This is a genomic window from Streptomyces sp. NPDC002577 (assembly GCF_053594815.1).
In genome coordinates this window covers 22,184-49,145 of sequence record NZ_JBSFWK010000016.1, presented here as the reverse complement: position 1 = coordinate 49,145, position 26,962 = coordinate 22,184, and the positions used below count along the sequence as shown (strand labels likewise).

Genomic DNA, 26,962 nt, shown 5'->3' with positions numbered 1-26,962 from the left:
CTGGCTCAGCAGAACCCAAGAAGTCAGCCACAAGGAGACCGAACCGTGAAGAGCGCCGTGGAGACCCTGAACCCGACCCGGGTTCGGCTCACTGTCGAGGTGCCCTTCGAGGAGCTCAAGGACAGCCTCGACGCGGCGTACAAGAAGATCAACCAGCAGGTCACGGTGAAGGGCTTCCGGAAGGGCAAGATTCCGGCCCGAGTCATCGACCAGCGGTTCGGTCGCGGCGCCGTGCTCGAGGAGGCCGTCAACGACGCGCTCCCGAAGTTCTACACCGAGGCGGTCAACGAGGGTGAGCTGAACGTTCTCGGTCAGCCCGAGGTCGACATCACCGAGCTGAAGGACGGCGAGCTGCTGACCTTCACCGCCGAGGTCGACGTCCGCCCGACCATCGAGATCCCGGACTACTCCGGCATCGAGGTCGAGGTCGACGCCGTCGAGGTCACCGACGAGGACGTCGAGAAGTCCGTGGAGCAGCTGCGCGAGCGCTTCGCCTCCACCACCCCGGTCGAGCGGGCCGCCGAGGACGGCGACGTCGTGACGATCGACCTCGAGGCCAAGGTCGACGGCGAGGTCCTCGAGGACGGCGTGGCCGCGGGTGTCACGTACACCATCGGCTCCGGCGAGCTGCTGGACGGCGTCGACGACGCCGTGAAGGGCCTGGAGGCCGGTGGCGAGGCCACCTTCGCCTCCGAGCTGAAGGGCGGCTCGGCGGCCGGCAAGGAGGCCGAGGTCACCGTCAAGGTCACCCAGGTCGCCAAGCGTGAGCTGCCGGAGCTCGACGAGGAGTTCGCTCAGCTCGCCTCCGAGTTCGACACCCTCGAGGAGCTCAAGGCGGACAGCCGCAAGCGCCTCGAGAACATGAAGCAGTACGACCAGGCCACGCAGGCCCAGGAGCGCGTGCTGGACAAGCTGCTCGAGCTGGTCGAGGTCCCGGTCCCCGAGAAGCTCCTCGAGGACGAGATCAACACCCGTAAGCACAACCTCGAGCACCACCAGCTCGGCCAGATGGGCCTGTCCCTCGAGCAGTACCTGGAGATCCAGGGCAAGACGGTCGAGGAGTTCGACGCCGAGACCCGTGAGGCGGCGATCAAGGGCATCAAGACCCAGTTCGTCCTCGACGAGCTGGTCTCCAAGGAGAAGCTCAACGTCAGCCAGGAGGAGCTCACCGAGCACCTCATGCGCCGTGCGGCCTCCTCCGGCATGTCCCCCGACCAGTTCGCCCAGGCCGTCGTCCAGGGCGGCCAGGTGCCGATGCTCGTGGGCGAGGTCGCCCGCGGCAAGGCGCTGGCGGTCGTGGTCGAGGCGGCCACGGTCAAGGACACGAACGGTGAGGTCGTCGACCTGGACGACGAGGAGGACGAGACGGGCGAGGCCGTCGAGGCCGCCGAGGCCGCCGAGGCATCCGCCGATGACGAGAAGTCCGAGGCCTGAGCCTCGCTTCTCCCGCGCTGAACGACGGGCCCTGGGGTGCTGCGGCACCACGGGGCCCGTCGGCCGTTACAGGAGCCCCTGTGCGGTCTGAAGGGTGCCCTCCGTCGTGGGCTGTGCCCACCCTCCCCCATTGCCTTAAGGCAAGGGAGGTACCCCCATCGCCTGGGGGCACCTCCCAGCGTTAGCTGGGGGAGGAACGATTGCCCACAGAGGTGGGACGCTCTCGCCGGCCCCCCCAACGGCGCCCCGAACCATTACGTGCAGCCGGGCCTCCCCCGGGTACCCGCCCCCCGGAACCTGCGCTCACAGCGAACAGTTCGGAATGCGGGATGGCACCCGCCTGCCTGCGCGTTAGGGTCCATGAATACGAGGGCAGGGGAGTCCCCACAGGCCGTCGGGAGACGGTTACACGGCGGGGTCCCAGCCTGAAGCAGAAGACGTGAGACGGCCCGGCGCCGTCGTAAGACGAGCAGGTGGATACGTGACGAATCTGATGCCCTCCGCCGCCGGCGAGCCTTCCATCGGTGGCGGCCTCGGCGACCAGGTCTACAACCGGCTGCTCAACGAGCGGATCATCTTCCTGGGCCAGCCGGTCGACGACGACATCGCCAACAAGATCACCGCGCAGCTGCTGCTCCTTGCCTCGGATCCCGACAAGGACATCTACCTCTACATCAACAGCCCCGGCGGCTCGATCACGGCGGGCATGGCGATCTACGACACCATGCAGTACATCAAGAACGACGTGGTGACCATCGCCATGGGCATGGCGGCCTCCATGGGTCAGTTCCTGCTGAGCGCGGGCACGCCCGGCAAGCGCTTCGCCCTGCCGAACGCCGAGATCCTGATCCACCAGCCCTCCGCGGGCCTCGCGGGCTCCGCGTCGGACATCAAGATCCACGCCGAGCGGCTGCTGCACACCAAGAAGCGGATGGCGGAGCTGACCTCCTTCCACACCGGTCAGAGCGTGGAGCAGATCACCCGCGACTCGGACCGCGACCGCTGGTTCGACCCGATCGAGGCCAAGGAGTACGGCCTCATCGACGAGGTCATCACCACCGCTGCCGGTATGCCGGGCGGTGGCGGCACCGGGGCTGCCTGAGCCCCTTCAGCCCCCAGCCACCGCCACAGCCCTTGTGCCTTAGGAGAACACCGTGAACGACTTCCCCGGCAGCGGCCTGTACGAGCGCATGCGCGCCGAGCGCGGCCAGGCCGAGTACACCGGCCCCCGCGCCGAGTCCCGCTACGTGATCCCGCGTTTCGTCGAGCGCACCTCGCAGGGCGTCCGTGAGTACGACCCGTACGCGAAGCTCTTCGAAGAGCGCGTGATCTTCCTCGGCGTCCAGATCGACGACGCCTCCGCCAACGACGTCATGGCGCAGCTGCTGTGCCTGGAGTCGATGGACCCCGACCGTGACATCTCGGTCTACATCAACAGCCCCGGCGGCTCCTTCACGGCGCTCACGGCCATCTACGACACGATGCAGTTCGTGAAGCCGGACATCCAGACGGTCTGCATGGGCCAGGCCGCCTCCGCGGCCGCCGTGCTGCTGGCCGCCGGCACGCCGGGCAAGCGCATGGCGCTCCCGAACGCCCGCGTGCTGATCCACCAGCCGTACAGCGAGACCGGCCGCGGCCAGGTCTCCGACCTCGAGATCGCCGCCAACGAGATCCTGCGGATGCGCGCGCAGCTGGAGGAGATGCTGGCCAAGCACTCCACCACGCCGATCGAGAAGATCCGCGAGGACATCGAGCGCGACAAGATCCTCACCGCTGAGGAAGCGCTGCAGTACGGCCTGATCGACCAGATCATCTCCACGCGGAAGATGAACAACGCCTCGGTCGTCTGACATAGGCGCAGTAGCATTGCCGCCCCTTGGCACGGTGTACGTCACAGTCAACCGTGCCAAGGGGGGCCCGAACGGGGGGCCCGGCAAGGTACCGTCGGATAGAGGCACCAGGAGCCGCTGAACGTGGCGTCTCCCAGGCGAAGGGGAAGCACCTCGTGGCACGCATCGGTGACGGCGGCGATCTGCTCAAGTGCTCGTTCTGCGGAAAGAGTCAGAAGCAGGTCAAGAAGCTCATCGCAGGCCCCGGTGTGTACATCTGCGACGAGTGCATCGACCTCTGTAACGAGATCATCGAGGAAGAGCTCGCCGAGACGAGCGAGGTGCGCTGGGAGGAACTGCCCAAGCCCCGCGAGATCTACGAGTTCCTCGAGGGGTATGTCGTCGGCCAGGAGGCCGCGAAGAAGGCCCTCTCGGTCGCTGTGTACAACCACTACAAGCGGGTTCAGGCCGGCGAGAACGGCGGCGCCCAAGGACGCGACGACGCCATCGAGTTGGCGAAGTCCAACATCCTGCTGCTGGGGCCCACGGGCTCCGGCAAGACACTTCTGGCCCAGACGCTGGCCCGGATGCTCAACGTCCCGTTCGCCATCGCCGACGCGACGGCGCTCACGGAGGCGGGCTATGTCGGCGAGGACGTCGAGAACATCCTCCTGAAGCTCATCCAGGCCGCCGACTACGACGTCAAGAAGGCCGAGACGGGCATCATCTACATCGACGAGATCGACAAGGTCGCCCGTAAGAGCGAGAACCCGTCGATCACGCGCGACGTCAGCGGCGAGGGCGTCCAGCAGGCCCTGCTGAAGATCCTGGAGGGCACCACCGCCTCGGTCCCGCCGCAGGGCGGCCGCAAGCACCCGCACCAGGAGTTCATCCAGATCGACACGACGAACGTGCTGTTCATCGTGGGCGGCGCGTTCGCGGGCCTGGAGAAGATCATCGAGTCCCGGGCGGGCGCGAAGGGCATCGGCTTCGGCGCGACCATCCGCTCCAAGCGCGAGCTGGAGGCCAAGGACCAGTTCGAGGACGTGATGCCCGAGGACCTGGTGAAGTTCGGGATGATCCCCGAGTTCATCGGCCGCCTCCCGGTCATCACGTCGGTGCACAACCTGGACCGGGAGGCGCTGCTGCAGATCCTGGTCGAGCCGCGCAACGCGCTGGTCAAGCAGTACCAGCGCCTGTTCGAACTCGACGGGGTCGAGCTGGACTTCGAGCGCGAGGCCCTCGAGGCCATCGCCGACCAGGCGATCCTCCGCCAGACCGGCGCCCGCGGCCTGCGCGCCATCATGGAGGAGGTCCTGATGTCGGTGATGTACGAGGTCCCGTCCCGCAAGGACGTCGCCCGTGTCGTCATCACCCCGGACGTCGTCCACTCCAACGTCAACCCGACGCTGATTCCGCGGGATGCGCGGGGGCGCGGGGCCGGGGAGCAGAAGTCCGCGTAGCGGCACAGCACCAGTACGCCGAAGGGGCGCCGGGCGGGTTTCCGCCGGGCGCCCCTTCGTTCGAGTACCGCCGCTTGCGGACTGCTACTTCGCGACGCGCACTTCGTCGCGCAGTTTCGTGGTGATGTCCACCGCGACGTCCTTCGTCACGCCCTGGGTGCGGTCACCGGGAGTGACCATGGCCATGGTGCTGTGGTCGGCCCACACGCAGAACCAATCGGTCTTCTCCTTCTTCGTGAGCAGATCCTGGCCCTTGGCGGCCTGGCACTTCATGACCGCTCCGTCCAGGTCGGCCTCCACGGGCTCGCCGACCAGCTTGGACTGGGTGCCGCTGCTCCCGGAGTTGCTGTCGGACTCCTTCTTTATCGAGGCGAAGAACTTGTCCAGGGTCGTCGCGGGGTCCGCGATCTCGCCGTAAGCGCCGATGAACGTCACGCCCTTCGCCGTCAGGGCGTCGTCGGGCATGCTGCTCGGGTCGGTGGGGTCGTAGTCGCTGAGATCGGCGGTCGAGTACATGCCGATGACGGACGTACCGTTCTTGACGCCGCTCTCCTCCAGTTCCTTCGTGGAGTCGCTGCTCTCTGTGGCGCCCGAGAGGTTGTCGGAGAGGCGCTTGTAGTCGCCGAGCACCGTGGCCGGCGTCGCCAACTTGTGCGGCCCGTCGTCCGACAGACCGGACCCGGACCCGCCCCCGCTGCCGAAGACGAAGTAGGCGCCCACCCCGATCGCCACGACGGCCGCGACCGCGATGCCGATGATGAGCCCGGTCTTCTTGCCGCCCGCCGGCGCCGGCGGCTGCGGCACTCCGTACGGAGCGCCCGGAGGCTGCTGGCCGTAGGGGGCCTGCTGTCCGTACGGGTTCGGCTGGCCGTAGGCGTTCGGCTGCTGCGGGACGCCCTGCGGAGCCTGCTGCGGATAGCCGTAGCCGGGCCCCGGGGCCTGCTGCGGGTAGCCGTATCCGGGCCCCGGTGCCTGAGGGGGCTGGCCGCCGTAGCCGGGCTGCGGTGCCTGAGGGGGCTGGCCGTAGCCGGGCTGCGGTGCCTGCGGCGGCTGGCCATAGGGGCCCGGTTGGCCGTACGGCCCGGGCTGCTGAGGCTGACCGCCGTAAGGGCCCGGCTGGTTGTAGCTCATCGAGTTCTCAGTCCCCCTCCGTTGTTTATGCGTCCCTGACATCCTTGCCGAAGCCATGACGGGCGGGGGGCCGAGAGGCCGCACCGTTACGAAACCTTCCGGTTTCAGCACGCCTCCGAGACACCTCTAAACTGAGCCCGTGACCGACAACACTCAGCAGCAGCAACCAGCGACCACCACCGAACTGCCGACCCAGTACGCGCCGGCCGAGGTAGAGGGGAAGCTGTACGAGCGCTGGGTAGAGCGCGGCTACTTCGAGGCCGACGAGAAGAGCGACAAGCCGCCGTACACCGTCGTCATCCCGCCGCCGAACGTCACGGGCAGCCTGCACCTGGGCCACGCCTTCGAGCACACGCTGATCGACGCCCTCACGCGCCGCAAGCGCATGCAGGGCTACGAGACGCTGTGGCAGCCCGGTATGGACCACGCCGGTATCGCCACGCAGAACGTCGTCGAGCGCGAGCTCGGCAAGGAGGGCAAGTCCCGCCACGACCTCGGCCGTGAGGCGTTCGTCGAGCGCGTCTGGCAGTGGAAGGGCGAGTCCGGCGGGCAGATCTCCGGGCAGATGCGCCGCCTCGGTGACGGCGTCGCCTGGTCCCGTGAGCGCTTCACCATGGACGAGGGCCTGTCCCAGGCCGTCCAGACCATCTTCAAGAAGCTCTACGACGACGAGCTGATCTACCGCGCCGAGCGCATCATCAACTGGTGCCCGCGCTGCCTGACGGCCATCTCGGACATCGAGGTGGAGTACCAGGAGGACGACGGCGAGCTGGTCTCCCTCAAGTACGGCGAGGGCGACGAGACCGTCGTCGTCGCCACGACGCGTGCCGAGACCATGCTCGGTGACACGGCCGTCGCCGTGCACCCGGACGACGAGCGGTACAAGCACCTCGTCGGCAAGACCATCAAGCTGCCGCTGACCGACCGGTCCATCCCCGTCGTCGCCGACACGCACGTCGACCCCGAGTTCGGCACCGGCGCCGTCAAGGTGACGCCCGCCCACGACCCGAACGACTTCGAGATCGGGCAGCGCCACAACCTGCCGTCGATCAGCGTCATGGACGAGCACGCGGTCATCACCGCGCACGGCCCCTTCCAGGGCCTGGACCGTCTCGAGGCGCGCAGCGCCATCGTCGCGGCCCTGCGCGCCGAGGGCCGGATCGTCGCCGAGAAGCGCCCGTACGTCCACTCCGTGGGCCACTGCTCGCGCTGCAAGACCACCATCGAGCCGCGCCTGTCGATGCAGTGGTGGGTCAAGGTCGGCCCGCTCGCCGAGGCCGCCGGTGACGCGGTCCGCGACGGCCGGGTCAAGATCCACCCGCAGGAGATGGAGAAGCGGTACTTCGACTGGGTCGACAACCTCCACGACTGGTGCATCTCGCGTCAGCTGTGGTGGGGCCACCGCATCCCCGTCTGGTACGGCCCGGACGGCGAGGTCGTCTGCGTCGGACCCGACGAGGAGCCGCCGAGCGGCGAGGGCTGGCGTCAGGACACCGACGTCCTCGACACGTGGTTCTCCTCCGGCCTGTGGCCGTTCTCCACGCTCGGCTGGCCCGAGCAGACCGAGAGCCTCGCGAAGTTCTACCCGAACTCCGTCCTGGTCACCGGCTACGACATCCTCTTCTTCTGGGTCGCCCGGATGATGATGTTCGGCCTGTACGCGATGGACGGCACCCCGCCGTTCCACACCATCGCGCTGCACGGCATGGTCCGCGACCAGTTCGGCAAGAAGATGTCGAAGTCCTTCGGCAACGCGGTCAACCCGCTGGACTGGATGGACAAGTACGGGTCCGACGCGCTGAGGTTCACGCTCGCCCGCGGTGCCAACCCCGGCGTCGACGTGCCGATCGGTGAGGACTGGGTCCAGGGCTCCCGCAACTTCGCCAACAAGATCTGGAACGCCACGCGCTTCGCGCTGATGAACGGCGCCACGGTCGAGGGCGACCTGCCGCCCGCCGAACAGCTGTCCGCCACCGACCGGTGGATCCTGTCCCGGCTCAACGCGGTCGTCGCCGAGGTGGACGCGCACTACGAGGACTACCAGTTCGCCAAGCTGTCCGAGGCGCTCTTCCACTTCGCATGGGACGAGGTCTTCGACTGGTACGTCGAGCTGTCCAAGACGACGTTCCAGGCGGGCGGCCAGGCCGCCGAGGTCTCCAAGCGGGTCCTCGGCGAGGTGCTCGACGTCACGCTGAAGCTGCTCCACCCGGTCGTTCCGTTCGTGACCGAGACGCTGTGGACCACCCTCACGGGTGGGGAGTCCATCGTGATCGCCGAGTGGCCGACCGACTCTGGCTTCCGCGACGCCGTGGCGGAGACGGAGATCGAGACGCTTCAGCAGGTCATCACGGAGGTCCGCCGGTTCCGCGCCGACCAGGGGCTGCAGCCCGGCCAGCGGGTGCCGGCCCGGCTCACGCTCGACGGCACGGACCTGGCGCCGCACGAGGCCGCCATCCGGCAGCTGTTGCGGCTGCAGCCGGAGGGTGAGGGCTTCGCCGCGACGGCGACGCTGCCGGTCGCGGGGGCCGAGGTCGCGCTCGACCTCTCCGGTGTGATCGATGTCGCTGCCGAGCGGAAGCGGCTCGCCAAGGATCTCGCTGCCGCGGAGAAGGAGAAGGCGCAGGCCACGGCGAAGCTGGGGAACGAGGCGTTCCTGGCGAAGGCGCCGGAGCCGGTGGTGGAAAAGATCCGCGTTCGCCTTTCCAAGGCGGACGAGGACATCGCGCGGATCAAGGCGCAGCTCGATCGGCTTCCGGGGGCCTGAGGGCGGCTGCGGCGGGCTTTGTCCCCCACCCCGCCCCTTCCCGAGACCGGGGCTCCGCCCCTGGACCCCCGAGATCGCCCTTCGGGCTCGTCCTCAAGCGCCGGACGGGCTGATTTTCAGCCCGTCCGGCGCTTGAGGACCGGGGTCTGGGGCGGGCCCCGGTCTCGGGAAGGGGCGGGGTGGGGGAAATGCACCCTCGCCGCACCCCCTCCGTAGACTGGACCCCGTGAGCGACCTCCCCCCGCACGACAACCTGCCCGACGACGGCGAGCCCGACCCCCTGGCGCAGTTCGAGGACATCATCGAGACCGAGACTGGCCGCGACCCCGACCTCGCGGTCATCGAGGCCGGCAGCCGCACCCTGCGTACCCAGGGCGGACCGCCGGAGGGGGCCGACCAGGTGCCCGCCCGCCCGGCCGACCCCGAGGTCGACAAGGCCCTGCGCGAGGTCGAGGCGGAGCTCGGCACGCGCTGGGGTGAGACGAAGCTGGAGCCGTCCGTCAGCCGGATCTCGGCGCTGATGGACGTGCTGGGCGAGCCCCAGCGCTCGTACCCGTCCGTGCACATCACCGGGACGAACGGCAAGACGTCCACGGCCCGCATGGTCGAGGCGCTGCTCGGCGCCTTCGAGCTGCGCACCGGGCGGTACACGTCGCCGCATGTGCAGTCGATCACCGAGCGGATCAGCCTGGACGGCGCGCCGATCGACGCGGAGCGGTTCATCGAGACGTACCGGGACATTCAGCCGTACGTGGAGATGGTGGACGCGCAGCAGGAGTTCCGGCTGTCGTTCTTCGAGGTGCTCACCGGAATGGCGTACGCGGCCTTCGCGGACGCGCCCGTCGATGTCGCCGTCGTCGAGGTCGGCATGGGCGGCAGCTGGGACGCGACGAACGTGATCGACGCGGACGTCGCCGTGGTCACGCCGATCGATCTGGACCACACGGACCGGCTCGGCGAGACGCCCGCCGAGATCGCCGTCGAGAAGGCCGGGATCGTGAAGCCGGGCTCGACCCTGATCCTCGCCCAGCAGCCGGTCGACGCCGCGCAGGTGCTGCTGAAGAAGGCCGTGGAGGTGGACGCCACCGTGGCCCGCGAGGGGCTGGAGTTCGGTGTCGTCTCGCGGCAGGTCGCCGTCGGCGGGCAGTTGCTGACGCTGCGCGGGCTCGGCGGTGAGTACCCCGAGGTGTTCCTGCCGCTGCACGGCCAGTACCAGGCGCACAACGCCGCCGTGGCGCTCGCCGCCGTCGAGGCGTTCTTCGGCGTCGGCGCACAGCGCGCCGAGCGGCTCGACATCGACGTGATCCGCAAGGCTTTCGCGTCCGTCGCCTCGCCCGGCCGCATGGAGGTCGTACGCCGCTCGCCGACCGTCGTTCTGGACGCGGCGCACAATCCGGCGGGCGCCCGCGCCACCGCCGAGGCGATCCGCGAGGCGTTCGACTTCAGCCGGCTGATCGGTGTGGTCGGCGCCAGCGGCGACAAGAACGTCCGCGGTCTGCTCGAGGCCTTCGAGCCGATCTTCGCCGAGGTCGTGATCACGCAGAACTCCAGCCACCGCGCGATGGACGCGGACGAGCTGGCCGCCATCGCCGTCGAGGTCTTCGGCGATGACCGGGTACAGGTGGAGCCGCGCCTGGACGACGCGCTGGAGGCCGCGGTCACGCTGGCCGAGGAGGAGGGCGAGTACGCGGGCGGCGGCGTCCTCGTCACCGGTTCCGTCATCACTGTCGGCGAGGCCCGGCTGCTTCTGGGGAAGGGCTGAACTGCTGTGCGTACGCTCTGTGCTTCGACTCTGATCGGCGAGTTCTTCGTGATCGGGTTCGCCGCGCTCGTCGCAATGAAGGACCCGGACCTGGCGATGGGGACGGTCTGGACGGTCTCCGGCATCGCGATGGTGCTGTCCGTGCTGCTCTGCGGGATGATCACCCGCCCCGGCGGGGTGCAGCTGGGCTGGGTCCTGCAGATCGGGCTGATCGCGAGCGGATTCGTCGTCCCGATCATGTTCTTCCTCGGAGCCGTGTTCGCCGCCCTGTGGTGGTGCTCGGTGCACTTCGGCCGCAAGATCGACGAGGCCAAGGCCCGCTTCGCGGCACAGAGCGCGGCGGCAGGGGCCCAGCCGGGCCCTGACGCCGCATAACAAGCGCTCAGACAGGCCCTGTAGCCTCGGACAACCCCGCATACAAGCGACCTCGAAGGAGCCGCACACCATGTCCCAGCGCACCCTCGTCCTGCTCAAGCCCGACGCCGTCCGTCGCGGCCTGATCGGCGAGATCATCGGCCGTATCGAGCGCAAGGCCGGCTGGCAGATCACCGCGCTGGAGCTGCGGACGCTCGACCAGGACACCCTGGAGCAGCACTACGGCGAGCACCAGGGCAAGCCGTTCTACGAGCCGCTGGTCGCCTTCATGTCCTCCGGTCCGGTCGTCGCCCTGGTCGTCGAGGGCGAGCGGGTCATCGAGGGCGTCCGGCAGCTGGCCGGCCCGACCGACCCGATCGCCGCGGCCCCCGGCTCGATCCGCGGTGACTTCGGCACGATCACCCGTGAGAACCTGATCCACGCATCGGACTCCGAGGAGTCCGCCGAGCGCGAGCTGAAGATCTTCTTCCCCGGGCGTGTCTGACACGCACGGGCGCGTACGCGGACGGCTCGGCCGCCGCGCCCGAGTTTTCTGACACACTGTCAGAAGTCTGGGTGCCTGACCGGGGACGGCTGGGAATTCCCCGCCGTCCCTTGGCATATGCGCCCCGATCGGGGGAACCCGTGCCTCCGTTGGAACGTCTCCAGAAGCGAGGCGGTTCGGCATCTGCTGACATTGGCGACAGACCATCGCGCCGTGTCCGCGGGGGCGAGACTACGATGGAAGCCTTCACGCCACAGCAGCACCCACCTCGCCTGCCTAACAAGCCGTCAACGCTCGATTTAGGAAGGCCAGACGCATCCTCATGGGGAACAAGATGTCGTTCATCGGCCGTGACATGGCTGTCGACCTCGGGACCGCCAACACGCTGGTGTACGTCAGGGGCCGGGGGATCGTTCTCAACGAGCCGTCCGTCGTCGCGATCAACACCAACACCGGCGGCATCCTCGCGGTCGGCGCCGAGGCGAAGAAGATGATCGGCCGGACGCCCGGCAACATCGTCGCGGTGCGACCGCTCAAGGACGGAGTCATCGCGGACTTCGAGATCACCGAGCGGATGCTCCGGTACTTCATCCTGAAGATCCACAAGCGGCGCTATCTCGCCCGTCCGCGTGTCGTCGTCTGCGTGCCCTCCGGCATCACCGGTGTCGAGCGCCGCGCGGTGATCGAGGCGTCCTCGCAGGCCGGCGCCCGCCAGGTGCACATCATCGAGGAGCCGATGGCGGCGGCCATCGGTTCCGGTCTCCCCGTCCACGAGGCGACCGGCAACATGGTGGTGGACATCGGCGGCGGCACCACCGAGGTCGCGGTCATCTCCCTCGGCGGCATCGTCACGGCGCAGTCGATCCGCGTCGCAGGCGACGAGCTGGACAACGCGATCATCCAGCACATCAAGAAGGAGTACTCGCTCCTCCTCGGCGAGCGCAGCGCCGAGCAGATCAAGATCACGATCGGCTCCGCATACGAACTCGAGGACGACGAGCACACCGAGATCCGCGGCCGCGACCTGGTCTCGGGCCTGCCGAAGACCGTGGTCATCTCCGCGGCCGAGGTCCGCAAGGCCATCGAGGAGCCGGTCAACGCGATCGTGGACGCGGTCAAGACCACCCTCGACAAGTGCCCGCCGGAGCTGTCCGGCGACATCATGGACCGCGGCATCGTCCTCACCGGCGGCGGCGCCCTGCTGCGCGGCCTCGACGAGCGGCTGCGCCGCGAGACCGGCATGCCGATCCACATCGCCGAGGACCCGCTCGACAGCGTGGCGCTCGGATCCGGCAAGTGCGTCGAGGAGTTCGAGGCACTCCAGCAGGTGCTGGACGCCCAGCCGCGCAGATGACACGCGCGTGCGGTGCCACGCGGCGCGCGTTCGCAGCGACATGCGCGCTTCGTCCGCCGCACGGGGCGCACGTGGCCGAGACGACACGTGCGCTTCATCCGCCGTACGGAGCGCACGTGCTCTCCCGTGCGGCGGATCGTTGATATAGAGGCAAGAGCGACAAGGATTTCCGACGAGGAAGGCACGGCCGCCGCACGTGAGGGACTCCCGAGAGAGCCGACTGCTCCTGGTGCTGCTGATCGCCATCGCGTTCGCGCTGATCACGGTGGACATCCGCGGCGGCGAGGACTCCCCGGTCGACGGCGCACGCCGGGCAGCCGCCACTGTGTTCGGCCCGGTGGAGAACGGCGTGTCGTCCGCCGTCGACCCGCTCGGCAACGCGATCGCCGCGGTCCGCGACTCCGGCGACCGGCACGACCGCATCGCAAAGCTCGAACGTGAGAACGCCGAACTCAAGACGGAGCTGGGCAGCGACGACCGCAACCGCAGCCAGGTGCGGCAGCTCGACAAGATGCTGAAGATGGCGGGCGCCGGGCAGTACGGCATCAAGGGCGCCCAGGTCATCGCGATCGGCGCAGCGCAGGGCTTCTCCTGGACCGTCACCATCGACGCCGGCGCCGAGGACGGCATCCAGCGCGACATGACCGTCATCAACGGCGACGGACTCGTCGGCCGCGTCACCACGGTCGGCCCGGGCACCTCCACCGTGCTGCTCGCCAACGACCCCGACTTCACGGTCGGTACGCGCATGGAGAAGACCGACGAGCTCGGCTTCGCCTCCGGCCAGGGCGACCGCCCCCTGCGCGTCCAGCTGCTCAACGGCAAGGCCAAGGTGAACAAGGGCGACCGCCTGGTCACCTTCGGCTCGCAGGCCGACAGACCGTTCGTGCCCGGCGTCCCCGTCGGCGTGGTCTCGCGCGTCGACCCCTCCGGCGGCGACCTCACCCGGACCGTGTACGTCAAGCCGTTCGTCGGCTTCACCAAGCTCGACATCGTCGGCGTCGTCGTCGTGGCTCCCCGCAAGGACCCGCGCGACACGGTCCTGCCGCCCGAACCGAAGCCGACCCCCACACCGACCGTGACGGTCACCGTGACGCCCTCCGCCCAGGCATCCGCCGACGCGGCCGCAGAGCGAGAGCAGTAGGAGCTGAGTCCCATGCGCTTCAACCGGATGCTGCTCTCCACCACGTTGGTGGTCCTGGCCCTCGTGATCCAGGTGAGCATCCTCGCGCGCCTGCAACTGCCCGGCGCCGCACCGGACCTGGTGCTGCTCACGGTGCTCGCGTTCGCCCTCGTCCACGGCCATGTGGCCGGCGCCCTCATCGGCTTCGGCGCCGGCCTCCTCGCCGACCTGGCGCCGCCCGCCGACCACGCCGCCGGCCGCTACGCCCTCGTGCTGTGCGTCATCGGCTATCTCGCGGGCCTCGTCAAACCCGAGAACGGACAGCTCAAGTCGGCCACCACGCCCATGCTCGTCGTGGTCGCCGCCGCCATCGGCTCCACCCTGCTGTACGCGGGCGTGGGCTCCCTCGTCGGCGACACCGCCGCCCGCCATGTGGGCCTGGCCGGCCTGATGTTCACCGCCGCGCTCTACGACCTGGTGCTGGCGCCGTTCATCGTCCCGGCGATCATGGCTCTGGCCAGACGGGCGGAGAACGATCCGCTCGCCGAGACAGGCGCCGCCGGCGCGGCCAGTGGTGCCTCCTCCGGCTGGTTCGCGTCCGGCACCGGGCTGAGCGTCGGCTCCCAGCGGGGCGGGCTCCGCGGCAGCGGCCTGGTCCGCGGCCGGACGACGAAGACACGCGTGGCGCGCGCGGGACGCATCAAGGGGGTCAAGCGCCTGTGACCAACATTCCCGAGACCGGCCGGACGCCCCGGGTCCAGATCCGGCTCGTCATCATGCAGATCCTCGTCCTCTCGCTGCTCTTCACCCTGGGCGGCCGCCTGTGGTATCTCCAGATCCGCAACGGCGAGGAATACGCCAAGGAGGCGTCGGGCAACCACGTCCAGCAGGTCGTCCAGCCCGCCGTACGCGGCTCGATCCTCGACGCCCGCGGTGTGCCGCTCGCCGACAACGAGACGCGGCTCGTCGTCTCCGCCTCGCGCACCGACCTGATGAAGATGAAGGACGACGGCAAAGCGGTACTGACCAAGCTCGCCGGCGTGCTGGGCATGAAGCCCAAGGACGTCATGGACAAGGTCCGCCTGTGCAACGCCGATACGCCGCAGCCCTGCTGGAACGGCTCGCCGTACCAGCCCATCCCCATCACCGACGAGGCAACGCCCCGGCAGGCCCTGCAGATCCGCGAGCGCTCCGAGGACTTCCCCGGCATCATCGCCGAACCCACCGCCGTCCGCCGCTACCCGAGCCCCGGTGAGTCCAACACCGCGCAGGTCCTCGGCTATCTCTCGCCCGTCACCGACGAGGAGATCGAGCAGGCCAAGGACTCCGCGTCGCCGTACCTCCGCTCCGACCAGGTCGGCCGCTCGGGTCTCGAACGCGAGTACGACAAGGAGCTGCGCGGCAAGGCGGGCGTCACCCGGTACGAGGTCGACAACCTCGGGCGTGTCATCGGCCAGGCCAAGCCCGACGAGGCCGAGCCCGGCGCGAACCTCGTCACGAGCATAGACGCACGCGTGCAGCGCGTCGCCGAGTACGAGCTCAACGAGGCGATGAAGGAAGCCCGCAAGCAGTTCGACGACAACACCGGCGAGAACTACAAGGCCGACTCGGGCGCCGTCGTCGTCATGGAGGCCAAGACCGGCCGCGTCGTCGCCATGGCCTCCAACCCGACGTACGACCCCAACGCCTGGGTCGGCGGCATCTCCGGCAAGGACTACGCCAGGCTCACCGGCAAGGACTCCAACTACCCGCTGCTCAACCGCGCGATCCAGGGCCAGGCGGCACCCGGCTCGATCTTCAAGGTCGTGTCGACGGCGGCGGCGGTCCGCGCGGGCTATCCGTTCGACGGGCACTACGACTGCTCCAGCTCGTACTCCGTCGGCGGCCAGGTCTTCAAGAACTTCGAGTCCGAGGGGTACGGCCCCATCAGCCTCGGCCGGGCGCTGGAAGTCTCCTGCGACACCGTCTTCTACCGCCTCTCGCACCAGGAGTGGCTGAAGGACGGCGGCATCAACCCCAAGAAGGACGCCAAGGACTGGTTCTACAAGACCGCGCACCAGTTCGGTCTCGGCGCGGAGACCGGCATCGACCTGCCCAACGAGGTCACCGGCCGGATCCCCGACCGCCAGTGGAAGAAGGACTACTGGGAGGCCAACAAGGACGCCTGGTGCAAGTCCGGCAAGAAGGACGGCACGTACGCCGAGAAGATCGCGTACGAGAACTGCCTCGAAGGCAACAGGCTGCGCGCCGGTGACTCCGTCAACTACGCCATCGGCCAAGGCGACACGCTCGTCACACCGATACAGATGGCCACGATCTACGCGGCCGTCTCCAACGGCGGCACGCTCTACGACCCGACCGTCGGCAAGGCGATCGTCAGCGCCGACGGCAAGACGGTCCAGGAGATCAAGCCCAAGTCGCACGGCAAGCTGCCGGTGACGAAGAAGACCCTCGCCGAGATGGACCAGGCCTTCGCGGGAGTCGCCACCCGCGGTACGGCCGCCTGGCGCTTCGGCGGCTGGCCGCAGGACAAGATCCCGATGCACGCCAAGACGGGTACGGCCGAGGTCTACGGCAAGCAGACGACCTCGTGGTTCGCCACGTACACCAAGGACTACGCGGTCGTCATGACGATCTCCCAGGGTGGTACGGGCTCCGGCGCGTCCGGCCCCGCCGTGCGCAAGATCTACAACGCCATCTACGGCCTCGACGAGGACGGCCACCAGGACCTGAAGAAGGCCCTGCTGCCCGAGCCGGAGAAGAGCCTGCCGAAGATCGAGTCCGATGGATCGATCGACGCCCCCAAGATCGAGAAGTACGACCCGTCGAAGGACGAGCAGGCGAGCGAGGAAGGACAGTCGACGCCGGGCGACCAGCAGTCGCCCGCGGCGACCACCCCGTCGCCCCAGGCCAGCAACCGCGACACCCGAAGGCGTTCCGCGCGCCGCCGGGGAACGGGGCGGAGGAGCACATGAGCGGCACCAACGGCTTCTCCGTCTCCGGGTACGGGCCCGAGCGCTCCGCCTGGGCGCGGCTGGTCGCCCGCGACTCCCTGGTCCGCAGGCTCGACTGGCCGATACTGCTGTCGTCGCTCGCGCTCTCGCTCATCGGCACCGCGCTCGTCTACTCGGCGACCCGCAACCGCACCGAGCTCAACCAGGGCGACCCGTACTACTTCCTGTTCCGGCACGCCATGAACACCGGCATCGGGCTCGCCCTCATGGTCGGCACGATCTGGCTGGGCCACCGCACCCTGCGCACTGCCGTGCCGATCCTCTACGGCCTGTCCGTCTTCCTGGTCCTGCTGGTGCTGACGCCGCTCGGCAAGACCATCAACGGCGCCCACGCCTGGATCGTCCTGGGCGGAGGATTCTCCCTCCAGCCCTCCGAGTTCGTGAAGATCACGATCATTCTGGGCATGGCCATGATGCTCGCGGCCCGGGTCGACGCCGGGGACAAGGAGCACCCCGACCACCGCACCGTCTTCCAGTCCCTCTGTCTGGCCGCCGTGCCCGTGATGGTCGTGCTGCTCATGCCCGACCTCGGCTCGGTCATGGTGATGGCCGTGATCGTGCTCGGCGTGCTGCTGGCCTCCGGCGCCTCCAACCGCTGGGTCTTCGGTCTGCTCGGCGCCGGCGCGGCCGGAGCGGTCGCCATCTGGAAGCTGGGCGTCCTGGACCAGTACCAGATCAACCGCTTCGCGGCCTTCGCCAACCCGAGCCTGGACCCGGCGGGCGTCGGCTACAACACCAACCAGGCGCGCATCGCGATCGGCTCGGGCGGCTTGACCGGCACCGGCCTCTTCCACGGCTCGCAGACCACCGGCCAGTTCGTGCCGGAACAGCAGACGGACTTCGTCTTCACGGTCGCCGGAGAGGAGCTCGGCTTCCTCGGCGCGGGCCTGATCATCGTGCTCCTCGGCGTCGTGCTGTGGCGGGCCTGCCGTATCGCCCGCGAGACGACCGAGCTCTACGGCACGATCGTCGCCGCCGGGATCATCGCCTGGTTCGCCTTCCAGTCCTTCGAGAACATCGGCATGACGCTCGGCATCATGCCGGTCGCCGGCCTCCCGCTGCCCTTCGTCTCCTACGGCGGGTCGTCGATGTTCGCGGTCTGGGTGGCGATCGGGCTGCTGCAGTCGATCAGGGTGCAGCGGCCGATGTCGGCGTGACCCCCGGTCAGGACGCAGTCAGTGGCGGGTGGCACCGGAACCGGTCACCGAACGGCTCGTGGCCCCGCACGGTCAGCTCGTGGACCGAGTACCGGTAGACGGTGATCTTGAGATCGGGTCGCCCTTGCAGGGGCGACAGGTCCAGGGGAGAGGTCAGGCCGGGGCGTAATTCGATGGCCAACCTCGTCAGGGACGGGAAGATGACGGCGATGGCCTCCAGGCCGGTCCAGTCCTCCACGTCGTCGAGGGTGAGCAACCGGACCGTGGGAAGGGGCGCGGCCGGCGCCAGCGCACGGATCGAGGGCGCCACGATCCGCAGGTCCTCAAGGCGGGAAGGCCGGGCCACATGCTGAAGGACGGAACCGTCATCGGCCCGTCTCTGGAGGCGTAGCTCTTCGAGCAGGGGAAGGTGCTGGAGGAACGACACGTCCACCGAAGGCCCCTCTTCGACGTGCAGCCTGCGCAAGCCACCGAGCCGCGACAGGGGAGAAAGGTCCCGCAGTTTGGAGGTTTCCCTCAGCCAGAGCACTTCGAGTGTCTTCGCGTGCTGAGCCACGAAACCCAGATCCGTCAGTTCCGAGTGGGTCAGGTCCAGTTCGCGGAATCCTGGTGCCAGCGAGCGCCTGAGCGGTTCGAGAGGAAGGTCCTCCCGTATCCATATCTCCCGTACGGGCCGCAGCGCCGCCGATGCTTCGAGTTCGGTGAGGTCGTACACGGAAAGCGAGGCCTCACTGAGGTCTGTGCGGGCCAGGACTCGCCGGGCGTAGTCAGCGGTGGGAAAACGCCGCCAGGCATCGGCGAGCTGCGCGCCGACGGATGGCAGCCCGAGTCCGGCGAGCCGGGCCGCGAGCGGCATGGCCGCGCCTCCGCCGATGGCGCCCACGACGGACGCCAGATCGTCGGCGCTGTCACGGGACAAGGCCTCCGGATCGGGGAGATAGTCCAGCAAGGGCAGGCCCAGCTTGCCGAGCGCATACCAGGGGACGGTCTTGGCGGGAGGGAGCAGCCCTGCAAGCGCCGAACGAATGTTGTCCCGCACCGCGTCGTCGAGCCGGTCGCACCCGAACGCACAGGAGGCGGCGAGGATGTGGACGTCCGCGCGAGCCTCGGCCTCGTCGTCTGCCTGGAGCTGGTTGCCCAGCTCCAACAACCCCGTGACCAGCTCATCCTGCAGTGCGGGCCGATGCCGCCAGTGGCCGGAGCTCAGCTTGATGACTTCCTGCCAGCTCTCTTCCCGCGCGTTTCTCAGCAGCTCGGAGACGTTCCGGCTTCTGGCGATCTCCGCCGCAGCGAGAAAGTCCTGGAAGGTCCGGTGTACGAACTCGTACTCTTCGCCGGAACCGGGCGTGCTCCTCTCGTCATGGGTGTCGGACGCGCGCAGGACCGTCCGCTGGGTGAGCTGATCCAGGATGTCCGTGCTGTGGCATGAGCCGTCGCCGGCGGGCGTCACCAACTCGATCTGGCACACCGCCTGCTCCTCGCTGATCACCTGCTGGCCGCCACGGACCATCCAGGCGGCGATCGGCTGCAGGTAGGAGCGGTACCCGGCGTCGTCGAGCAGCACCCGCGTCCTGACGGTCCGCTCCATATCGCGCCGTCCCAGCAGCATGGCCAAGGTGCGGTCCAGCAGATCCCACAGCCGTGTCGGCAGATGCCGTCCCCCGGCGCGGTGCAGGGCGCAGAGGGCGGCACAGAGCAGCGGCGACTTGGCGAGATCGCTCAACTCGGCGCTCGCCACGATCTGCGTCGTCAGGTCCTCGGCGGGGCCCCGCCAGTCACCGGGAATGCGGTGGACCTCATGCGCGGCCCGGTACCAGTGGTCGACGAAGGTCCTGATCTCGTTCTCGCCCATGTCCTGCAGCGACAGCTCGGTGAAGCGCGACCTGTCGGTCCACTCGTCCCCGAAGGCGCCGGGCCGGGAGGTGACGATGCAGCGCACGTCCCGGCCGTCGAGCCACTGGTCGAGCTCCTGACGCACCTTCTCCCGGGCGGCGTGCGGGATCTCGTCGAGACCGTCGATGAGGAGGAGGCCTCGCGAGTTCTCGAGAACCCGGTGGGCCCAGTTGCCCGGGGGTTCCGGAGCCTGGGGACCCAGCTGCTCGTGGATGAGGCCGATGACGGGCAGTGTCTGCCCTTTGGCGTGGACCTCGCGCAACTTGACGACCAGCGGAATCCTGCCCTGCAGAGGGCGCAGCCCGTCGTCGAGGCCGTCCGAGGCGCAGCGCCGGGCCAGCCAGGAGATGAGCGTGGTCTTCCCGCTGCCGGCGCTGCCTGTTATCAGCACCCGGTCGTGTTCTCCCAGAAGGGCGTGCACGCCCTGTGGGTCGCTGCCCTGCTCCTTGGCGTCGCTCTGGTCCTTCGGCTGTTCGGCCGCCTGCGCGGACTGCTTGTGTCGCGCTCGCAGTACGACGTACGAGGGATCGAGATCGATGTTCTCCCCCTGACGCCCCTGGACATCCAGCCCGATGACTCCCCGCGTACGGAACTTCTTCTCGACGGCTGACCGGTACCAGTCCTCGTACCGCTGGTCTTCGAGGGACTCCCGTGTCACCCGCTCGAGCCGTGGTTCGGCGCCGAGGTGCTCCTTCCAGAGGGCTCGGATGTTCTCGTCCTCGAGGATGTGGGCGAGCGGGACGAAGTCGATCCGGGTGTTGTTGCGGCCGTCCGGGGCGGCGACGGCGATGCCCAGGAGGATGCTGCCCACGGACACGGGCCCACCCGACAGACCGCCCAGCGGGTTGAGACCGTCGACGCGGTCGTCGACGGACGCGGTGGCGAGTTCCAGCTGTATCCGCCGCCGATGTTCCGTCGCGGTCAGCACCCTGCCGACGAGGTGGTCGCAGCGGCCCTCCCGCGCGTCGTACAGCTGGGCCTGCGGATAGCCGAGCAGTCGGCATTCGGGCGGGTCGGCCTCCACACCGCCCAGCCGTAGCCGGTCGCGCGGGGCCTTCTCGCCCAGGGGCGACGGCTCGGCGAGCAGCAGTGCGGCGTCCAGATCGTGACTCCCGCTCCCTGTGCTGTGCAGCACCGTGCACGCGAGTTCCGCCGAGCCCAGGCGCGGATGTCTGATTCTCGTCGGTGATCCGCTGTCCAGCGTGTGCGCGCACGTCAGGACCAGCCGATCGGTCAGCAGGATCCCGCTTCCGTAGCGGCTCTCGCCCGAGCAGACCAGGACGGTGCGGTCACGGATGGGATCCATACGGTCCCCCGCCATCACCGGGAATCGTCACCGGAACCGAAGTGAGGAAGGCCGTCGTGGCCCGAACCGCTGATCTGCGACGGCCGCCCGGTCCGCGCGTCGTGCGGTGCCAGGGTGAACGTGACGCGGTGAACGCGGCCACTGGCCCGCGCATGATCGGCGCCGCCTTCGAGAACCCAGGCCTTCAGCTTTCCGCCCGTCTTCGTCTCCCGCCGGAACTCGAAGGCGAACTCCATCTCGATGTCCCGCACGTCGAAACGGATACTCCGCCCTGCGCTGCGCGCGGCCGCGGAGACGAGTTGGTCGTGCAGCGCCTGTATGGCGTCGTCCAGCTCGATCCCGTCGAAGTCGTCCGCCGCGGAGCGGCTGCTGCCGGACATGGGCCCCCTCTGTCGTACGCGTGAAAGCGAAGCGATCTCCCCGGCGCACTGTAGCGGCGCCTGTGCGGCGGCAGGTACCGGTCGCCCGCCGCTCATGGCGCAGAACCGAGGCGAGCGAGGCACTGCCCCTGGCGGGCCGACGCGTCTAGATTCGGTTCATGGCGGAGACGAAGCGTGAGATCGAGCGTAAGTACGAAGCCGACGAGAGCGTCCAGCTACCGGATCTGACCGGGGTCGCCGGGGTCTCGAGCATTGCCGACAAGGGCGTCGCCGAACTCGACGCCGTCTACTACGACACCGCGGACGAACGGCTCTCCTCCGCTGCCATCACCCTGCGCCGCCGCACCGGCGGCGACGACGCCGGCTGGCATCTGAAGCTGCCCGTCGCCAGCGGGGTCCGGGACGAGATCCGCGCACCGCTCTCGGCCACCGTGCCCGGCGCCCTCACCGGCCTCGTACACGCGCGGATCCGCGGCGCCGAACTGGCCCCCGTCGTCCGGCTGCGGTCCGCCCGGGACGTACGCCACCTCCTCGACCCCGACGGTGCGCTCCTCGCCGAGGTCAGCATCGACGCCGTACGCGCGGAGCGGCTCGGCGGGGACGCACAGGGCGCCACGGCCGCCTGGACCGAGATCGAGGTGGAACTCGCGGACGGCGGCGACCCGCGCTTCCTCGACAAGGTCGACAAGAAGCTGCGCAAGGCGGGGCTGCGGGCGTCGGCGGCGCCCTCGAAGCTCGCCAGGGCACTGGCGGAGACGGCACCGCACGGGCGGCCGGCGTCTTCGGCGCCGGGGGCCCCCGAGACCGCCGGCGATCACGTGCTCGCCTACCTCCGCGCCCAGCGCGACGCCCTCGTCGACCTCGACCCCGCCGTACGCCGCGATCTGCCCGACTCGGTGCACCAGATGCGCGTCGCCACCCGCCGGATGCGCAGCGCCTTCCGCTCGTACGGCAAGGTCCTGGACCGGGCCGCCACCCGCCCCATCGGCGACGAGCTCAAATGGCTGGCCGCCGAGCTCGGCGTGGACCGCGACCAGGAGGTGCTGACCGAACGGCTGACGGCAGCGCTCGGGGAGCTGCCGAGCGCGCTGCGCACCGGCCCCGTCCGCTCCCGCCTGAGCACCTGGTCCCACGCCCGGCGAGGCGGCTCCCGGCGCCGCCTGATCGCGGTGCTCGACGGCAAGCGCTACCTCGCGCTCCTGGACACCGTCGACGCGCTGCTGGACCGGCCGCCACTGCTGAAGGCGGCCGGCAAGAAGCCCGCCAAGGTGATCCGCAAGACCGTGCGGCGCGACTTCAAACGACTGTCGTCGCAGGTGGAGCGGGCACTGGACGCACCCCCCGGCCACGACCGCGATGTGGCCATCCACGAGGCACGCAAGGAGGCCAAGCGCACCCGTTACGCGGCGGAGGCGGCGACCGCGGCACTCGGCGGTCCCGCCCAGGACCTGGTCCGCTCGATGAAGTCCCTGCAGGGCCTGCTCGGCGACCACCAGGACAGCGTGATGGCCCGCCTCGCCCTGCGCGACCTGGCGGCCCAGGCCCATGCGGCGGGGGAGAGCGCCTTCACGTACGGGGTGCTGTACGGGAGGGAGGAGCAGGCCGCCGCCGCGTACGAGGCGGCGCTGCCGGGGGAGTGGGAGAGCGTCGTGGAGGCGGCGCGGGTGTGACCGGGCGGGCGCCGGGCTCGCCCGCCGGACGGGCTCCGGCTCGGCGTACGAGGTGCCTCTCGGGCCGCGTTAGGCTTGATGGTCACCTCCCCCAGCCTCCGGCCGGGGGTGCCCCCAGTCCGCTCACGAAAGTCCCCCGCGATGTCTGTCGAGTCGGTTTTCCCGCAGCTCGAAGCCCTGCTCCCGCATGTGCAGAAGCCGATCCAATACGTCGGCGGAGAACTCAACTCCACGGTCAAGCCGTGGGAGAGCTGCGATGTCCGCTGGGCGCTCATGTACCCCGACGCGTACGAGGTCGGGCTGCCCAACCAGGGCGTCATGATCCTCTACGAGGTCCTCAACGAGCGCGAGGGCGTCCTCGCCGAGCGCACCTACAGCGTGTGGCCGGACCTCGAGGAGCTGATGCGTGAGCACGGCGTGCCGCAGTTCACCGTCGACAGCCACCGGCCGGTCAAGGCCTTCGACGTGTTCGGCCTGAGCTTCTCCACCGAGCTCGGCTACACCAACATGCTGGCCGCGCTGGACCTCGCGGGCATCCCGCTGGAGGCCAAGGACCGCGGGCTGGACGACCCGATCGTGCTCGCCGGCGGCCACGCCGCCTTCAACCCCGAGCCGATCGCGGACTTCATCGACGCCGCGGTGATCGGCGACGGCGAGCAGGCCGTCCTGGAGATGACCGAGATCATCCGCGCGTGGAAGGCCGAGGGCCGCCCGGGCGGCCGCGAGGAGGTGCTGTTCCGCCTCGCGAAGACCGGCGGTGTGTACGTCCCCGGCTTCTACGACGTCGAGTACCTGCCGGACGGCCGCATCGGTCGCGTCGTACCGAACAAGTCGGGCGTCCCGTGGCGCGTGTCCAAGCACACCGTCATGGACCTCGACGAGTGGCCGTACCCGAAGCAGCCGCTGGTCCCGCTCGCGGAGACCGTCCACGAGCGGATGTCCGTGGAGATCTTCCGCGGCTGCACGCGCGGCTGCCGCTTCTGCCAGGCCGGCATGATCACGCGCCCCGTGCGGGAGCGAAGCATCACCGGCATCGGCGAGATGGTCGACAAGGGCCTGAAGGCGACCGGCTTCGAGGAGGTCGGCCTGCTGTCGCTGTCCTCCGCGGACCACTCCGAGATCGGCGACATCGCCAAGGGCCTCGCGGACCGGTACGAGGAAGACAAGATCGGCCTCTCGCTCCCGTCGACCCGCGTGGACGCCTTCAACGTCGACCTGGCCAACGAGCTGACCCGCAACGGCCGCCGTTCCGGTCTGACGTTCGCCCCCGAGGGCGGCTCCGAGCGCATGCGCAAGGTCATCAACAAGATGGTCTCGGAAGAGGACCTCATCCGGACCGTCGCCACGGCGTACGGCAACGGCTGGCGCCAGGTGAAGCTGTACTTCATGTGCGGCCTGCCCACCGAGACCGACGACGACGTGATGCAGATCGCCGACATGGCGGCCAACGTCATCGCCAAGGGCCGCGAGGTCTCCAGGTCCAACGACATCCGCTGCACGGTCTCGATCGGCGGCTTCGTGCCCAAGCCGCACACGCCGTTCCAGTGGGCGCCCCAGCTCTCCGCCGAGGAGACGGACGCCCGCCTGGAGAAGCTCCGCGACAAGATCCGCGGCGACAAGAAGTACGGCCGCTCCATCGGCTTCCGCTACCACGACGGCAAGCCCGGCATCGTCGAGGGCCTGCTCTCGCGCGGCGACCGCCGCATCGGCGCCGTCATCCGCGCCGTCTACGAGGACGGCGGCCGCTTCGACGGCTGGCGTGAGTTCTTCTCGTACGACCGGTGGATGGCCTGCGCCGAGAAGACGCTGCCCGCCTACGGCGTGGACGTCGACTGGTACACCACCCGCGAGCGTACGTACGAGGAAGTCCTGCCCTGGGACCACCTGGACTCCGGTCTCGACAAGGACTGGCTCTGGGAGGACTGGCAGGACGCCCTCGACGAGACCGAGGTCGAGGACTGCCGCTGGACGCCGTGCTTCGACTGCGGTGTGTGTCCGCAGATGGACACGAACATCCAGATCGGCCCCACCGGCAAGAAGCTGCTGCCTCTGACGGTGGTCAAGTAGCGATCGAGTAGCAGGTGTTCGTCAGGGCCCGGCCGCGGAAATCCGTGGCCGGGCCCTGACGCGTGTCGGCAGACTGAGGTGATGCCTCAGCTGACGCTTCCCGACATGCGCTTCCACGCCTCCTTCCTTGCCGCCGTGCAGGAGTTCACCGAGGCGGGCATGGACACGAACAGCCTGCTCGCGCAGGAGATCGAGGAGTACGGGGACAGCTGGCGGGATCCGGCGGTCTTCGCGGCGTACGTCGCGCGGCTGCTCGCCGAGCGGGAGCGGCCGCGCAGGGAGGGCTGGGTTCCGGCGACCACGCTCTGGTACGCGGAGGGCGACACGTACCTCGGCCGCCTGGCCGTCCGGCACCGGCTCACCCCGTTTCTGCTGGAGCGAGGGGGCCACATCGGGTACGACGTCCGGCCTGGTGCCAGGCGGCGCGGTCACGCCACCGCGATGCTCCGCCAGGCGCTGCCCGTGTGCCGGGAGCTGGGTCTCGATCCGGTCCTGGTCACCTGCGACACCACCAACGTCGCCTCCCGGAAGGTGATCGAGGCGGGCGGCGGGGAGTTCGAGGACGAGCGCGGCGGAAAGCTGCGGTACTGGATCCGTACGGGGCTCTGAGGCGTCCTCTCAGACATGGACCTCGAGAAGCCGGCGACGGAACGGCCACCGCAGACGCCGTCCGAAGGGTGCCTGGTGGTGGCGATCCGCATACCGGTGCGGATCGTGGCGCTCGTGCTCGTCGTGCCGGTGCGGATGGTGTGGGACGTACTCGTCGTCGCCGGGCGGTTCCTGAACGACACGGTGCTGCGGCCGGTGGGCCGGGCGCTGCTGTGGCTGGGGCGAGCCCTGTTCGTGTGGCCGTGGGTGGCGCTGTGGCGCCATGTCGTCCGGCCCGTGGCCAAGGGGCTCGCCCGGCTCGGGAACGTGCTGATCGTCGTGCCCGCCGTGTGGTGCTACCGGCGGGTTCTGACGCCCGTCGGACACGGTCTGGCCTGGCTGGCGCGGGGCGTCGGCGCCGGGCTGGCCTGGGTGTACGCACGGCTGCTCACCCCCGTGGGGCACGCGGTCGCCCGGCTGCTGAAGGGCGTCGGGTCCGTGCTCGCGGCACTCGGGCTCGGTGGGTACGCCGCCGTGGCCTGGCTGGTGCGGTACTTGGTCGTCGTACCGGCTTTGTGGCTGTACCGGTGGGTGCTCACCCCGGTCGGGCACGGGATCGCCTGGGCCGTGCGCATCGCCGGCACCGGCGTCCACTGGACGCTGCGCGTCCTCCTCGTACTGCCCGCGCTCGCCCTGTGGCGATGGGTGCTGGCGCCCTTCGGACGCGTGCTCGCCGTCGTCGCGCGGGAGGTCGGTGACGCACTGGCGCACGCCTGGCGTGTCGCCGGGTACGTCTCGCTCGCCGTCGGCCGTTCCCTCGCGCGACTCTTGCGGTGGATCTTCGTGGAACCGGTGCGCTGGGCGTACCGGAGCGTGCTCACACCGGTCGGGCACCTGGTGCGCGACGCCGTGTGGCGGCCCGCGGCCGAGGCGGCGAGCAGCGTGGGCCGGGCGACCCGGCAGGCGCTGGCCTCCGCGCGCGAGTCGGTGCGGCAGGCACGGGCCGACTTCCGGCGGATGCTCTTCGGCGAGCCGCAGAAGCAGCAAGAGGTGGCCCGGCGGGAACCTGTGGCCGGCGTGGCACGTACCCTTGATAGAGGTACGACGGCTCTCACGAAGGAATGAACGACACTGGGCAAGCGACAGCCCGAAGGCCCGCCGCCCGCAC

General features: G+C 69.4%; 20 protein-coding genes. 17 read left to right on the top strand and 3 right to left on the bottom strand.

Going from position 1 to position 26,962, the window contains the following annotated elements; all coding sequences use genetic code 11:
• The first annotated feature begins 45 nt into the window (after positions 1-45).
• From tig to clpX, 4 genes are all read left to right on the top strand, one after another.
• The gene (gene tig, locus ACWD4J_RS21620) at positions 46-1,434 is read left to right on the top strand and encodes a trigger factor (RefSeq protein ID WP_451397023.1); all 1,389 of its coding nucleotides are present in this window, start codon (positions 46-48) and stop codon (positions 1,432-1,434) included.
• A 493-nt stretch (positions 1,435-1,927) separates the two neighbouring features.
• Positions 1,928-2,536, top strand: coding sequence for an ATP-dependent Clp protease proteolytic subunit (locus tag ACWD4J_RS21615; RefSeq protein ID WP_451397104.1), 609 nt, complete (start codon positions 1,928-1,930; stop codon positions 2,534-2,536).
• 52 nt (positions 2,537-2,588) lie between these two features.
• The gene (locus ACWD4J_RS21610) at positions 2,589-3,284 is read left to right on the top strand and encodes an ATP-dependent Clp protease proteolytic subunit (RefSeq protein WP_451397022.1); all 696 of its coding nucleotides are present in this window, start codon (positions 2,589-2,591) and stop codon (positions 3,282-3,284) included.
• A 155-nt stretch (positions 3,285-3,439) separates the two neighbouring features.
• Complete coding sequence (gene clpX, locus ACWD4J_RS21605; protein ID WP_451397021.1) at positions 3,440-4,726, top strand: ATP-dependent Clp protease ATP-binding subunit ClpX; 1,287 nt, start codon at positions 3,440-3,442, stop codon at positions 4,724-4,726.
• An 84-nt stretch (positions 4,727-4,810) separates the two neighbouring features.
• On the opposite strand, the gene ACWD4J_RS21600 is transcribed toward clpX, so the two are convergent.
• Positions 4,811-5,857 (bottom strand): hypothetical protein, encoded by a 1,047-nt coding sequence (locus tag ACWD4J_RS21600; RefSeq protein WP_451397020.1) that lies wholly within the window; start codon positions 5,855-5,857, stop codon positions 4,811-4,813.
• Between the two features lie 139 nt (positions 5,858-5,996).
• Here ACWD4J_RS21600 and ACWD4J_RS21595 point away from each other — a divergent pair, with 139 nt between their 5' ends.
• From ACWD4J_RS21595 to rodA, 9 genes are all read left to right on the top strand, one after another.
• Positions 5,997-8,621 (top strand): valine--tRNA ligase, encoded by a 2,625-nt coding sequence (locus ACWD4J_RS21595; protein WP_451397019.1) that lies wholly within the window; start codon positions 5,997-5,999, stop codon positions 8,619-8,621.
• A 226-nt stretch (positions 8,622-8,847) separates the two neighbouring features.
• Positions 8,848-10,383 carry a bifunctional tetrahydrofolate synthase/dihydrofolate synthase gene (gene folC / locus ACWD4J_RS21590; protein ID WP_451397018.1) on the top strand — a complete coding sequence of 512 codons (1,536 nt, stop codon included), beginning with the start codon at positions 8,848-8,850 and terminating at the stop codon, positions 10,381-10,383.
• Positions 10,384-10,389: 6 nt separating this feature from the next.
• Positions 10,390-10,758 carry a DUF4233 domain-containing protein gene (locus tag ACWD4J_RS21585; protein WP_451397017.1) on the top strand — a complete coding sequence of 123 codons (369 nt, stop codon included), beginning with the start codon at positions 10,390-10,392 and terminating at the stop codon, positions 10,756-10,758.
• A 70-nt stretch (positions 10,759-10,828) separates the two neighbouring features.
• A complete protein-coding gene (ndk, locus tag ACWD4J_RS21580; RefSeq protein ID WP_451397016.1) occupies positions 10,829-11,242 on the top strand; it encodes a nucleoside-diphosphate kinase in 414 nt (137 codons plus the stop codon).
• Positions 11,243-11,576: 334 nt separating this feature from the next.
• Positions 11,577-12,596, top strand: coding sequence for a rod shape-determining protein (locus tag ACWD4J_RS21575; RefSeq protein WP_067272106.1), 1,020 nt, complete (start codon positions 11,577-11,579; stop codon positions 12,594-12,596).
• Between the two features lie 196 nt (positions 12,597-12,792).
• Positions 12,793-13,740 (top strand): rod shape-determining protein MreC, encoded by a 948-nt coding sequence (mreC, locus tag ACWD4J_RS21570; protein ID WP_451397015.1) that lies wholly within the window; start codon positions 12,793-12,795, stop codon positions 13,738-13,740.
• A gap of 12 nt (positions 13,741-13,752) precedes the next feature.
• Positions 13,753-14,442, top strand: coding sequence for a rod shape-determining protein MreD (gene mreD, locus ACWD4J_RS21565; protein ID WP_451397014.1), 690 nt, complete (start codon positions 13,753-13,755; stop codon positions 14,440-14,442).
• Complete coding sequence (gene mrdA, locus ACWD4J_RS21560; protein ID WP_451397013.1) at positions 14,439-16,694, top strand: penicillin-binding protein 2; 2,256 nt, start codon at positions 14,439-14,441, stop codon at positions 16,692-16,694. The genes mreD and mrdA overlap by 4 nt, the downstream gene beginning before the upstream one ends.
• Positions 16,691-17,890, top strand: a complete 1,200-nt coding sequence (gene rodA / locus ACWD4J_RS21555; RefSeq protein WP_451397012.1) for a rod shape-determining protein RodA — start codon at positions 16,691-16,693, stop codon at positions 17,888-17,890. The genes mrdA and rodA overlap by 4 nt, the downstream gene beginning before the upstream one ends.
• Positions 17,891-17,897: 7 nt before the next feature.
• On the opposite strand, the gene ACWD4J_RS21550 is transcribed toward rodA, so the two are convergent.
• Complete coding sequence (locus ACWD4J_RS21550; protein WP_451397011.1) at positions 17,898-21,089, bottom strand: NACHT domain-containing protein; 3,192 nt, start codon at positions 21,087-21,089, stop codon at positions 17,898-17,900.
• Between the two features lie 14 nt (positions 21,090-21,103).
• Complete coding sequence (locus ACWD4J_RS21545) at positions 21,104-21,469, bottom strand: trypco2 family protein (protein WP_451397010.1); 366 nt, start codon at positions 21,467-21,469, stop codon at positions 21,104-21,106.
• 158 nt (positions 21,470-21,627) lie between these two features.
• Here ACWD4J_RS21545 and ACWD4J_RS21540 point away from each other — a divergent pair, with 158 nt between their 5' ends.
• From ACWD4J_RS21540 to ACWD4J_RS21525, 4 genes are all read left to right on the top strand, one after another.
• Positions 21,628-23,139 (top strand): CYTH and CHAD domain-containing protein, encoded by a 1,512-nt coding sequence (locus tag ACWD4J_RS21540; protein WP_451397009.1) that lies wholly within the window; start codon positions 21,628-21,630, stop codon positions 23,137-23,139.
• 141 nt (positions 23,140-23,280) lie between these two features.
• Positions 23,281-25,206, top strand: coding sequence for a TIGR03960 family B12-binding radical SAM protein (locus ACWD4J_RS21535; protein WP_451397008.1), 1,926 nt, complete (start codon positions 23,281-23,283; stop codon positions 25,204-25,206).
• A gap of 81 nt (positions 25,207-25,287) precedes the next feature.
• Positions 25,288-25,815 (top strand): GNAT family N-acetyltransferase, encoded by a 528-nt coding sequence (locus ACWD4J_RS21530; RefSeq protein ID WP_451397007.1) that lies wholly within the window; start codon positions 25,288-25,290, stop codon positions 25,813-25,815.
• Positions 25,816-25,830: 15 nt separating this feature from the next.
• Complete coding sequence (locus ACWD4J_RS21525; RefSeq protein WP_451397006.1) at positions 25,831-26,919, top strand: hypothetical protein; 1,089 nt, start codon at positions 25,831-25,833, stop codon at positions 26,917-26,919.
• The last annotated feature ends 43 nt before the right edge of the window (positions 26,920-26,962 follow it).

Excerpts from the sequence above, each read along its gene's own strand:
- ACWD4J_RS21550 (WP_451397011.1), bottom strand. The coding sequence starts at position 21,089 with ATGGATCCCATCCGTGACCGCACCGTCCTGGTCTGCTCGGGCGAGAGC.
- ACWD4J_RS21615 (WP_451397104.1), top strand. The coding sequence starts at position 1,928 with ATGCCCTCCGCCGCCGGCGAGCCTTCCATCGGTGGCGGCCTCGGCGAC.
- ndk (WP_451397016.1), top strand. The coding sequence starts at position 10,829 with ATGTCCCAGCGCACCCTCGTCCTGCTCAAGCCCGACGCCGTCCGTCGC.
- rodA (WP_451397012.1), top strand. The coding sequence starts at position 16,691 with ATGAGCGGCACCAACGGCTTCTCCGTCTCCGGGTACGGGCCCGAGCGC.
- ACWD4J_RS21575 (WP_067272106.1), top strand. The coding sequence starts at position 11,577 with ATGTCGTTCATCGGCCGTGACATGGCTGTCGACCTCGGGACCGCCAAC.
- ACWD4J_RS21540 (WP_451397009.1), top strand. The coding sequence starts at position 21,628 with ATGGCGGAGACGAAGCGTGAGATCGAGCGTAAGTACGAAGCCGACGAG.
- ACWD4J_RS21600 (WP_451397020.1), bottom strand. The coding sequence starts at position 5,857 with ATGAGCTACAACCAGCCGGGCCCTTACGGCGGTCAGCCTCAGCAGCCC.
- ACWD4J_RS21535 (WP_451397008.1), top strand. The coding sequence starts at position 23,281 with ATGTCTGTCGAGTCGGTTTTCCCGCAGCTCGAAGCCCTGCTCCCGCAT.
- ACWD4J_RS21545 (WP_451397010.1), bottom strand. The coding sequence starts at position 21,469 with ATGTCCGGCAGCAGCCGCTCCGCGGCGGACGACTTCGACGGGATCGAG.
- mreD (WP_451397014.1), top strand. The coding sequence starts at position 13,753 with ATGCGCTTCAACCGGATGCTGCTCTCCACCACGTTGGTGGTCCTGGCC.
- ACWD4J_RS21525 (WP_451397006.1), top strand. The coding sequence starts at position 25,831 with ATGGACCTCGAGAAGCCGGCGACGGAACGGCCACCGCAGACGCCGTCC.
- ACWD4J_RS21530 (WP_451397007.1), top strand. The coding sequence starts at position 25,288 with ATGCCTCAGCTGACGCTTCCCGACATGCGCTTCCACGCCTCCTTCCTT.